The sequence below is a fragment of the Chryseobacterium sp. BIGb0232 genome (assembly GCF_024810195.1).
In the GTDB taxonomy this organism is placed as follows: domain Bacteria; phylum Bacteroidota; class Bacteroidia; order Flavobacteriales; family Weeksellaceae; genus Chryseobacterium; species Chryseobacterium pennae.
In genome coordinates this window covers 338,814-350,550 of record NZ_JANUEH010000003.1, presented here as the reverse complement: position 1 = coordinate 350,550, position 11,737 = coordinate 338,814, and the positions used below count along the sequence as shown (strand labels likewise).

9 protein-coding genes are annotated in these 11,737 nt (G+C 36.8%); 5 read left to right on the top strand and 4 right to left on the bottom strand.

Features of this window, described 5'->3' with window-relative positions; translation table 11 throughout:
- Positions 1-30: 30 nt before the first annotated feature.
- Positions 31-1,335: a T9SS type A sorting domain-containing protein gene (locus tag M2372_RS11095; protein ID WP_123319343.1), complete on the top strand. Its 1,305-nt coding sequence runs from the start codon at positions 31-33 to the stop codon at positions 1,333-1,335.
- Between the two features lie 245 nt (positions 1,336-1,580).
- On the opposite strand, the gene M2372_RS11090 is transcribed toward M2372_RS11095, so the two are convergent.
- The gene (locus M2372_RS11090; protein ID WP_123319342.1) at positions 1,581-4,919 is read right to left on the bottom strand and encodes a DEAD/DEAH box helicase; all 3,339 of its coding nucleotides are present in this window, start codon (positions 4,917-4,919) and stop codon (positions 1,581-1,583) included.
- A 145-nt stretch (positions 4,920-5,064) separates the two neighbouring features.
- Here M2372_RS11090 and M2372_RS11085 point away from each other — a divergent pair, with 145 nt between their 5' ends.
- From M2372_RS11085 to M2372_RS11075, 3 genes are all read left to right on the top strand, one after another.
- A complete protein-coding gene (locus tag M2372_RS11085) occupies positions 5,065-5,862 on the top strand; it encodes an SDR family oxidoreductase (protein ID WP_115968882.1) in 798 nt (265 codons plus the stop codon).
- 67 nt (positions 5,863-5,929) lie between these two features.
- Positions 5,930-6,844: an AraC family transcriptional regulator gene (locus M2372_RS11080; RefSeq protein WP_115968881.1), complete on the top strand. Its 915-nt coding sequence runs from the start codon at positions 5,930-5,932 to the stop codon at positions 6,842-6,844.
- Between the two features lie 158 nt (positions 6,845-7,002).
- Complete coding sequence (locus M2372_RS11075) at positions 7,003-8,010, top strand: T9SS type A sorting domain-containing protein (RefSeq protein WP_123319341.1); 1,008 nt, start codon at positions 7,003-7,005, stop codon at positions 8,008-8,010.
- An 85-nt stretch (positions 8,011-8,095) separates the two neighbouring features.
- Here M2372_RS11075 and M2372_RS11070 read toward each other — a convergent pair whose 3' ends face one another.
- From M2372_RS11070 to M2372_RS11060, 3 genes are all read right to left on the bottom strand, one after another.
- Positions 8,096-8,713 carry a GNAT family N-acetyltransferase gene (locus M2372_RS11070; protein WP_123319340.1) on the bottom strand — a complete coding sequence of 206 codons (618 nt, stop codon included), beginning with the start codon at positions 8,711-8,713 and terminating at the stop codon, positions 8,096-8,098.
- A gap of 76 nt (positions 8,714-8,789) precedes the next feature.
- Complete coding sequence (locus M2372_RS11065) at positions 8,790-9,416, bottom strand: hypothetical protein (RefSeq protein ID WP_123319339.1); 627 nt, start codon at positions 9,414-9,416, stop codon at positions 8,790-8,792.
- A gap of 76 nt (positions 9,417-9,492) precedes the next feature.
- A complete protein-coding gene (locus M2372_RS11060) occupies positions 9,493-10,338 on the bottom strand; it encodes an AraC family transcriptional regulator (RefSeq protein WP_228455699.1) in 846 nt (281 codons plus the stop codon).
- Between the two features lie 192 nt (positions 10,339-10,530).
- Here M2372_RS11060 and M2372_RS11055 point away from each other — a divergent pair, with 192 nt between their 5' ends.
- A complete protein-coding gene (locus M2372_RS11055; RefSeq protein ID WP_123319338.1) occupies positions 10,531-11,691 on the top strand; it encodes an MFS transporter in 1,161 nt (386 codons plus the stop codon).
- Positions 11,692-11,737 lie beyond the last annotated feature (46 nt).

The following is an 11,737-nucleotide window of genomic DNA, read 5'->3' as shown; positions in this document are numbered from 1 at the left end:
AAATTTGTCTCATCAAAAATTAAGAACTCTATGAAAAAAATAACTACTCTTTCTGCTGTCATTTTATGTGGGCTGATGGATGCCCAGTATTGCACTCCAACATTTCAATATGATGCAGGCAGTAATATGATCAGTAATGTTACTTTTGGTAACATCAACAATAATTCAACCACCAATTCATCCACTGTACAGGAATATGAGGATTTTACTTCACTCGCAACTGATCTGGTGGCAGGAAATACCTATCCGATATCAGTAAAAGGTCCTTCCAGTACATTTCCAAGTGATGTAATGGTTTATATCGACTTTAATGGGAATGGAAACTTTGATGATGCCGGTGAAGGCTTTTATATAGGAAGGCTGGAAGCTGCTAATCCGGCAAATGCTTTCACAATTGATAACACGATTACGGTTCCGGCCAACGCATCTGGTGGAAGTAAAAGAATGAGAGTCCTTAAAAATACAAATGTATTGGCCTATTCAGATCCCAATGCTGAAAACTCTATTCATTCTGCCTGTGATTCAGGGTTAAGAGCTGGTCAGACCGAAGATTATACAGTGAATATTTCCGGAAATAATACTTCTTTTCCATTTCCTTATTGCGGTGCTGAGGGGATAACAAGCCTTACCGTAAGTGAAATAAGCAAGGTGGAATTCGCAGGAATAACAAATGAAAGCCAGATTGACGGAAATTCAAGTGTTATTGAAGACTTTACGGGAACTATTTTTAATGCCAGCCGTGGAAATGCATATCCGATAACCGTAACAGGTGGAACTCATGGTCAGACAACGGTTTCTGCTTATGCTTATATTGATTTTAATCATAATAATCAGTTTGATGCTGATGAAAAATTTAATCTGGGATATTTGGATGCTTCAAATCCGGTTTCAGGTCATGAATCAGGAATTACATCCGAAACAATCACTATTCCAGCTAATGCATTATTGGGAAATACACGTTTCAGACTGGTAAAAGCATATGAATCCAACTCATGGATGGGAACACTGGAAAATCTACCGTGTCCTTCAGGATGGGTTATCGGTCAGGTGGAAGATTATACCATCAATATTAAGCCGGAAAGTCTTTCCACTGCTGAAGTTGCTAAAGACAAATCTATTGAAATAAAAATATATCCGAATCCTACCCATGAAAATATAACCATCAGAGTAAAAGAAGGACTGGAGAAGTATGAGATTTATACTGTTGCAGGCCAGAAAATTTCAGAAGGAAATTCTGATACGGTAAATATGAACGGCTTTATTCCGGGAACTTACCTGATTAAAATTCAGACAAAAAATAAAAAAATAATCACCGAAAAGGTTATAAAAAAGTAAAACACATATCTAATCATATCCATATCAATTTTTGTTTTTTACCGGCAGATTCTATCTGTCGGTTTTGTTTTGTATGTATTTGAAAATTAAATGGATATGTATAGTGTGTCTGCAGGAATTTTACCGATTTTAAATTAATCAGGCACAAACAACAGGATATTCTTCCCGGAAATGAATTGGGAATGTTACTTGTATAATAGCTCTAGCTAGGTCTTAAAGATTCTTCAGTCAGTAATCCCAATCCTTTATTTCTGATCCAGAATATTCAGCAGGTCCTGTTTTGATAGCCCCTGAAATTTAGTTCCATCAGTCTTAAGAAGATTTTCAGCCAATAGCTTCTTCTTTTTCTGAAGGGCGAGGATTTTCTCTTCCACTGTATTGGAGCAGATCATACGGACAGCAATGACATTTTTAGTCTGTCCTATACGGTAACTTCGGTCTATAGCCTGATTCTCAGTAGCAGGATTCCACCATGGATCAATCAGGTAAATATAATCAGCTTGGGTAAGATTAAGTCCGACACCCCCGGCTTTTAGACTTATCAAAAATACACGCACATCTTCATTTTCCTGAAAATTAGCCACTTTTTTACCTCTGTCTTTGGTTTGTCCGGTAAGATATTCAAAAGGAATTCCGTGCCGTTCCAGTTCTGGCTTTAATAAATCAAGCATTCCTACGAATTGAGAGAATACAAGAATCTTGTGGTCTCTTGATTTTCCAAGGATCTGTTCCATCAGAATTTCAATTTTTACGGCATGCTCTCCGGAATACCCTTCTTTAATCAGTACAGGAGAGTTACAGATTTGTCTGAGCCTTGTAAGGCCTGTAAGAACGTGTATACTGTTTTTGTTGAGATCATCGTCATCATTAGCAGCAATGAATTCACGGAGTTCTTTTTCATATGCATCATAAATTCTGCGCTGTTCAGCATTCATTTCGCAATAAATAACTGTTTCCGTTTTCTCCGGAAGTTCTTTGGCCACCTGTTTTTTTGTTCTGCGGAGAATAAATGGTTTTATTTTGTTCTGAAGCTCCAGGGCCCGTTTGCTGTATTCAAATTTATCAATAGGAATAGCATAGATATCTTTAAAGTACTGTTTGCTTCCCAATAATCCGGGGCAGGCAAAGGAAAGCTGGCTGTAAAGGTCAAAGGTGCTGTTTTCAACCGGAGTTCCGGTGAGTACAATTCTGTTTCTGGACTGGAGCAACCGGGCTGCTTTATATCTCTCGGAATTAGGGTTTTTAATGGTTTGTGACTCATCAAGGAAAACATAATTGAAACTGAATGTTTTCAGGAAACGGATATCAGAAAGCAACATTCCGTAGCTGGTAAGTACAACTTCATAATCTGAAAAATGATTGATTGATTTTTGCCTGTCTGGACCATAATGTAACAATACTTTGATGGAAGGAGCAAACCTGCTGATCTCTTCCTGCCAGTTGAAAAGCAGGGAAGTAGGAACCACAACGAGATTGGCGGTTTTTCCTCTTTTTTCTCTCTGAGAGAGAATAAAAGCAATGATCTGAAGGGTTTTTCCGAGTCCCATATCATCGGCGAGACATCCTCCGAAATTAAAACCATCAAGGAAATTGAGCCAATTGAGTCCATCATGCTGATAATCTCTTAGCTCAGCTCTTAATTCAGTAGGGATACTGACCTGGGGAATATTCTTAACCGTTGAAAACTGGGTGGAATAGGTGGAAATCTCATCCTGTACTTCAGTGCTCAGTATTTCTTTTTCAAAAAGAGAAGAGACTTCGGTAAAATTGATTTTGGGGATTTTTAGGAGTTCTTCATCTATTTCTCCAGCCTGGAAGTAAGCTGCAATTTTATCCATCCATTCTTCAGGAAGAATACCAAGGCTGCCATCATCCAGTTGAACAAATTTACTTTTATTGCGGATTGTTCGGTGTAGTTGTTTCAATGTGGCTTCTTTCTGTCCAAAGCCTACTTTTAGCTTAGCATTAAACCAATCCAGTCCGCTGGTGATCTGAATATTGATCTTTGCACGATGAGGATTCAGTTTGTTATTTCTTAATTCATTAAAGCCTAAAATAATGACACCTTCATTTCTCCATGTTTCAAATGCATTCAGAAACCAATTGTCATCAAGGAATTTATCCCGGTGCAGATAGAAATACTGATAGCCATCCATTTGCTCTTCAAAGTCAGGATGCTGCTGCATCACCAAAGAAGTGAAACGTGCTTCTGCGGCATCGTTTCTTTCTATTTTGAACGGATTTCCGTTTTGATCAGTATCAAAAATCTGTTTTCTGGAATACACAGGAACCTCCACCTCTCCATACTTCATCACTGGGGTAATCCCAATATAATTTTCCTGCTGGCGAAGGTAAATAATTTTTTCTGTCCCGAAATTCTTTTCTTTAAGCTGTACTTTCGTTGCGGTCTGTATGTAGCTGTAATTTATATGGATACGTTCTTCAAGCGTAGATAGGATTCCCTGCATAAACCCTTCATATTTTGAAGAATGAATGAGCAAAATCTCATTATTTGCTTTGAAAAATCTGATAACCCTGAGCATGTCAGTGTTGTCTACTAAGTTGAATGTCTGGTTGTTATAGATGAAATACTCATTCCTGATCACTACATTTTTAAATGGGACAGAAGAATCATTAAAGAGTAATTCTCCGGTAATTTCATAAAATGGATCTTTCTTAAATACAGAGAGTTGTATCTCGGCATCTAAAGTATTAAGTTTAATGGAGGTCAGGGATTTTGCGGAGATTGTTTCTGCGATTTCACGATCGTGAAAATATATATCCAGATCAAGAGGATTCTTTACAATAAGTTTTAAAGCCTCCAGTTCAGCGGAATTATAGTCTTCATTGTAATTGTTCTGAAATGAAGAAATAGCGGTATAGAACTTTATATCCTGAGGTTTCTCGGCTTTCCATATTAATTGCATAGCATCTACCGGAGTTACAGGATTTTTAATTTTGCCGGCTTGTGTAATTTCTGCTTCCATAAGGGAAAATACAAGATGATTGTAGTAACGGTGTTTACCGATAACCAATATCTGTTTTTTACCTGTTTCTGAAATAGCCAGCTCATCTAATTTAGATGGAAGTTGAGGCAGAAGGTCTCTTTGGAACATCAGCTCATCCATGGGAAGCATTTCCCTGATCTTTGGAGAAATTTCAAGTTTGCCATCTGAGATCTGCAGTTCAAAATATTGATCAAGGTCAGGTTCATTTTCTAAACCATACCCTTTAGCTCTGGAGAGTAATGTATTTTTACGGAGTATATCATCAAAGAAAATCCTGTACTTTTTCTCTTCCAGAATGCAGTGGATAATTTCTGCCTGATGTGAACACAGCTGAGCTTGAGAGTTATCACAGGTGCAGCTGCAAAGCAGTGAATTGCCAATTCTGCTTATGGAAACCAATGGGAAATCCTGTAGCGAAGAATTTTTTGTGAAAATTCCGGTGTTATTTTCAATGGTAACAGGATAAGTTTCATGAAAACCTGTGATCCCAACAAATGCACTTTCTGTGGTATGTTTTAATAAGTCATATACAGAAAGTGTACTGAGATTGATGTTTTCAAGAATGTATTCTGCCATAAAAATTAATGGGAACAAACTTACAAAAAAACAAGAAAACGAAAGGAAGTTTAAAAATTCATTTTGGCTACAGTTTAATCCGTTTTGGCAACTCTTATATTTTCTTTGATTCTGAACTTTGTCCTGTAATTTTAAACAAGAAAAAATGAAAACAATTTTTATAACAGGAGCTTCTACAGGATTAGGTAAAGCGACTGCACAGTTATTTCAACAAAGAGGATGGAGAGTGATTGCTACAATGAGAAACCCTGAAGCGGCTTCAGACCTTGCTTCTCTTAATAATGTGACGATACTTCCGTTAGATATCACCCATCCGGAACAGATAAGAATGACGGTGAAACAAGCCCTGGAATCAGGAGAGGTGGATGTTGTTTTTAATAATGCAGGTTATGGTCTTATGGGACCTTTGGAAGCTTTGGCTGATGAACAGATTGTAAGACAGTTGAATACGAATTTACTGGGTACTATTCGTGTTACTCAGGAATTCATTCCCTATTTCAGAGAGAAAAAGAATGGAATGTTCATTTCTACCACTTCTATTGGAGGATTGATTACTTTCCCTTTGAATTCAATTTATCATGCTACAAAATGGGCATTGGAGGGCTGGAGCGAAAGTATGGCTTTTGAACTGAATACATTTGGAATAGACATTAAAACGGTTTCTCCAGGTGGAATTAAAACTGATTTTGTAAGCCGTTCTCTAGACTCTGCATCAAGTCCTGCTTATGAAGAAATCATAGATTCCCTATATTCCAAAATGGAAGGGATGATGGAGGCTGCCTCTACACCGGAACAAATTGCTGAAGTGGTCTATGAGGCTGCAACAGATGGTAAAAAGCAGTTGAGATATGTTGCAGGTGACGATGCAAACGCATTATATGCACAACGTCTGGAACTGGGTGCTGAAGCATTCAGAGAACAATTGGGAAAACAGTTTTTATAATCTGTTACACAACAGTATTATGGTAGGATTGCTGTTTTTCAGTCTAAATAATTTGTAAATTTATATCATGGAAAAAAGAGAGCATATTCCACAGAAAATATCATCCATTTCGGAACTGCACAGCCTTTTACAGCTTCCTAAGCCGTTGCATCCGCTGGTAAGTCTTGTAGATAATACTAAGATGACCATTAATAAGGAGCTGCTGAGCAGAAGTTTTGTTCTTAATTTTTATAAAGTATCTTATAAATATTCGAAAGTAGGAAAAATGGGATATGGGCAGGGGTATTATGACTTCAATGAAGGTGGAATGATGTTTACAGCTCCAGGACAGATCCTTTCTACGGATGAAAATACAGAATATTGTGGATATACGTTATTGGTACATCCTGATTTTCTGCGAAACTATCCTTTGGCCAGAAATATTAAGAGTTTCGGATTCTTTTCATACGATACTCATGAAGCGCTGCACCTCTCTGATCAGGAAAAGAATATCATAACGGGATTGCTGGATAGCATTAAAAATGAACTGAATACAGCGATTGATGAAGTAAGCCAGGACGTTATAGTTTCTTATATTGAAGTACTTCTGAATTACAGTAATCGTTTTTATAAAAGACAGTTTATTACTCGGAAGGCTGTAAATAATGATCTATTGACTAAAATGGATGCTATACTGGAAATGTACTTTAATCAAGAAAAGACATTGACCAAAGGGCTTCCTACTGTAGAATTTTTAGCTTCTGAACTTCATCTCTCACCACATTACCTCAGCGATATGTTAAGAAACCTTACAGGGCAGAATGCTCAGCAGCATATTCATGAAAAACTGATTGAGAAAGCCAAGGAATACCTTACTTCAACAAGTTTTTCAGTATCAGAAGTAGCTTATGCCTTAGGGTTTGAGCATCCACAGTCTTTTAATAAATTATTTAAAAAGAAAACGGATCAGACTCCTTTAAGTTACAGACAGCTATTTAATTAAGTATAACATTCCCAGCCAGAGCGGCTGGGGATTTTTTGTTGTGTGCAGTTGGTAGGATACAAAATGTTTTATGTAGATATATGATTTACAAAAAATAAATTTTATTTATCTTTATAGTGGGAAATATATGTGTGTAACTAACCATAAATCAATATAATATGAAAAAGTTAAACTTTGTTTTATTCCTTTTCATAGGAATAATGTCCTACGCCCAGCCATCAGTAACAAGAGCTGGAGTTGACAGAATTAACAGCACAGTTAATCTCAAATCAGAAGATGTAAGCAGTACTTCTATTACAGCAGGCTCGTCAGGAGCAAATATTACCTGGGATTTTTCAATGTATACGGGAACTAATCCTGTTGCATATACTGTAAGAGCATGTCCCGGCCAATCGGACTGTTTCAGATTTCCCGGTGCTAACAGGATTGCAACAATGACTACTGTTGATACGCATGACTTTAGTTCTATGACAGATACTGAGGCTACAACGTTGGGTTCTTATTCCGGACCTGCGTTAGGAGATGTTACAGTCACTTATATTAATCCTCTGACTGAGTATAAATTTCCGATTACTTATCTGCAACAGTTTGATGATACCTATGAATTTAACAGTGTTTCTGCAGCAATTGGAAATACCAATGAAACGGGAGAGGTAAGTGTGAGTGTAGACGGCTATGGTACAGTAATTACCCCGAGAGGAACCTATGCTAATGTGCTGAGAATAAAAAGAATGAGAATGGGAACGCAGACTTTTGCCGGTTCACCTACACCCATTACCGCTACTTATACCAACGAATCCTATCAATGGGTGAGCCAGACAGACGGTATGGTGTTTAGTTTTGCCATCAATACTTTTGTTCTGAATGGAAATACAAATATTTCAAAGTCGGTGTCTTATCTTGATCCTACGGTATTATCAACTGCTGAGCTGAACAGAAGAGCAGAAGAGTTTGCCATCTATCCGAATCCAAGTTCTGATTTTATTACTATAGCTTCTAAAGAAGATATTAGAAAGGTGACGATAACTTCTTTGGATGGTAAGAGAGTTTTAGCTGTGGAAAATTCTGAAAATATTGATGTTTCAAAGCTTTCCAAAGGGGTTTATATTCTTCAGGGAGAATTGAAGAATGGAAATGTGGTTTCAAAGAAAATAATTAAGAAGTAAATTAATCATTTAAATAAAATCAGACGTAAAGTCAGATACTTTTACGTCTGATTTTTATATACTGTTGTTTATCAGAATATTGACTTTAGAGCTTTATGGAAGTTTCTTTTTCTCTGATTTGAGCTTCAATTTTCTGTTTTGCGGCCTTCCATTCGTCGTCCAAAATACTGTAATAGGCTGCATTTCGGGTGCTACCATCATTTTGAATTTTATCTTTCCGTAAAATACCTTCAAATACCCCTCCGATTTTTTCGATTGCTTTTCTTGATCTGAAATTATTATCTTTAGTTTTCAACTGTACCCGATTGGTCTTTAATATTTCAAAACAGTAGGTAAGCAAAAGCAATTTGCATTCTAAATTAACCGTTGTTCCCCAAAAATCTTTTATGATCCAGGTCCAGCCGATTTCTAATTTTTTATCTGACGGATATATTTCAAAAAATCTTGTGGAGCCTATCAGTTGTTGGGTTTCCTTATGTCTTATGACGAAAGGGTATTGGTTTCCGTTTTCTCTTTCTGACAATGAGAATTCATAGTTTTGATAGAATATTGTTTTATCTGAAGCATTCGTGGGAATCAATGTCCAAAGATCTTTATCTGCAGCAGCGGCATACAATTCTTCAAAATGTTCTTTTTCCAGAGGAATCAGTTCAATAGTTGTGCCTTCTAAAATGATTGGATGGGATATCCATTGCTCCTTCATAAAATATTTTTTTGGTCAGCTAATTTAATGAAAAGCCTATATTCGTTTGGTTTTTAAATTGAAATAAATAAAATCATTAGCTGATATTTTCAATGGAATCTATCAGCCATTGATCACCATTGCCTTTGGTAAGGGTATACTGAAAAGTCATACCGCAGTTTTTCAGGTGAAATTTTACAACGTATTGTTCAGGACTGATTTGTTGTACAGTGAATTGTATGGCTTCAATATTTTGTAAATCGGATTGATAATCATCCTGGGTTCTGAAAAAGTAGTCATAATCAAAACCGTGCGGAGGCCCATCATCAGTAGGGTTCTTCTTGAAATACTCTTCTCCTTGTACATAGTTTTGTTTGTAAACAGATAGGAATTTTTGAGAGAATAAACCACTGCTTTTCAGAAAGGTCAACTCTTTTTCTGCCTGATTAAAATCTACATAATAATTAACCTGAGTTTCATTTTCGCCCTGAGGTCCTCCTTTTATCGTATTGAAGCTATATAGGTTATCTTCATTATCTCTATACCATTTCAGAAATGATTTTACCTTCTCCATCTGAGAATCATCTTTAGGTTTGGAGATTACCACTTCTCTTTTTTGTTGTGTTATGGTGTCCTGTTCAACAGACGGTTTGGAAACATTCTCTTTTTTACAATGAATAAACAGCAGACATGCTGTAGATAATAACCATGTTTTCCCTGGCATAATTCGTTTTTAAGGGTGCTAAAGTACAAATAATAAGCGCGTCACTTTACTATTTTATTGAATGGCTTTCTTACTTTTATTTCTTTATCTTATAATTTTCTCTGTAGGTATTGGCTGTAATTCCTGTACAGCGTCTAAAATACCGGCAGAATAGGGAAGAATCTACAAATTGTAACCGGTTGCTGATTTCTTTAATGGACAGAGGGGTTGTTTTGAGTAGTTCCTGAGCTTGTTTTATCACTCTGTAGCTTATCCATTGTTTGATAGGCTTTCCGGTTTCTTTTTTTATTAAGCTGCTTAAATACTGAGGAGAAAGATGCAGCTGATCAGAATAAAATAATACACTTCTTTCCAGATATCCATGTTTATCCAGCAATTCAAAAAAGTGTTCTATAATGTCCTGACTTCGGGTCTGCAAAAGGCTGTTATTTTTGATCACAGGTAAATAGAGCTTTGAAACGATTTCGAGAAGGGCATAGAGCAGATATTGTACAGATTCTACAGTACTTTCTTCTTTTGTTTTAGCATGATAGTCCTGAATGAGTTTTACAGTAGACCAGATTAGTTTTCCTGCAGGGTTTTCTATAGACATTACCGGATTGAATTTGATCTCATCACTAGCCAGAAGTACAGTCAGAAAACTATAACTGCTTATGAAATCCAAGGAAATAAAAAACACAGATAATTCAAGCTCATTACTCCCTGAACTGTTTTTAAGGTCTGTGTCAGGAAGTAACATGAGGATGGAATTGGTTTTTACATGAAAAGGAAGTGTATTGATCTGAAGATCCAGCGTCCCTTTTGATACAAAACAAAGCAGCAGCTTATTGAGATTTTCTGCTTTTCTGTGAAATTCAGAGAGGTTGTTTAGGGTATATTTTTGAATATATAATCCTTCAAAATTGGGCTTGATCTCTATCATAATATTGTTGGATGACTTCTCAGAATGGTTAGTAATTTCGTCAGTGCATTCCGGTGATCAAATGTAAGCAGTTAATTTTTCTTTTTAAAAGCGTTGTTTAAAATGGAATATAAAATATCAAAAATGGAATATATTTTATTGGATGAGTGTTCCTAACTTCGCAAACGGAAATTTTAATCAAACACTCTTATAATGCAAGACCGAGAATCTCTCAATGCGAAAATGCCTGTTGCCTGTTTTTTACTTTTCTTTGCCCACGGACTTGTTTTCTCGTCTTGGGCAAGCCGGATTCCTATTATTAAAGACGCTCTTTCCATCAATGAAGCAGAGCTGGGAACTCTTTTGCTTCTGATGCCGATAGGGCAGCTTTCCACCATGATGTTATCCGGAAAGCTGATCAGTCAATACGGAAGCAGTAAAATCATTAAAAGTCTTTTTTTACTGTATCCGGGTTTTCTTTTGCTGATCGGTCTTTCTCCTTCTTACTGGGTATTGGCCACTGTTCTGTTTTTTTTCGGCGTTACCGGGAATCTGTGTAATATAGCAATCAATACACAGGCCATTGAAATAGAATCAATTACAAAGAGAACGTTATTGTCTTCTTATCACGGAGCATGGTGTTTTGCCGGATTGATAGGGGCAGTTGTAGGCCTGATTACCATTAATCTGCATATAGAAACTTTTCATCATTTTGTGCTGACTTTTATCCTCGTCTCTCTGATCTTGCTGTATAGCAGAAACAATCTCACCAATATTATCCATAAAGCGGAACCACAGACGAGATCTATTTTTAAATCTGTAAATCCTACATTGGTTGGGTTAGGAATCATTGGTTTTTTAAGTATGGCCATTGAAGGAGCTATGTTTGACTGGAGTGGTGTTTATTTTCAAACGATTGTGAAAGCACCGGAAAACCTTGTTATATTGGGATATACGAGCTTTATCTTAATGATGACTTTAGGGCGGTTTGTTGGAAACCGGATTATTGAAAAACTCGGAAAAAGAACTGTTCTGCAGTTTTGTGGGATCTTAATGAGCTGTGGTCTTTTCCTGAGTGTTTTCCTTCCGGAGCTATGGATTTGTATCATTGCATTTATGATTATCGGGCTTGGAGCCTCTTTAAGTGTACCGTCGGTTTACAGTACCATTGGCCAGGTGAATACTGTGGCACCGAGTATTGCGCTGTCCTTTGTATCCAGTATTTCATTTTTAGGCTTTCTGATAGGGCCGCCATTGATCGGATATATTGCGGAAGGTTTTGATCTCAGGTATTCTTACGGGCTTTTTGCCTGTTTTGGAATCTTACTGAGCATTATGGCTGGTAAAATGGAGGTATTCAGGAAAAAGAATTAAACTGTATATTATAACAAACGGTCTGTGAAATACAGACCGTTTATTT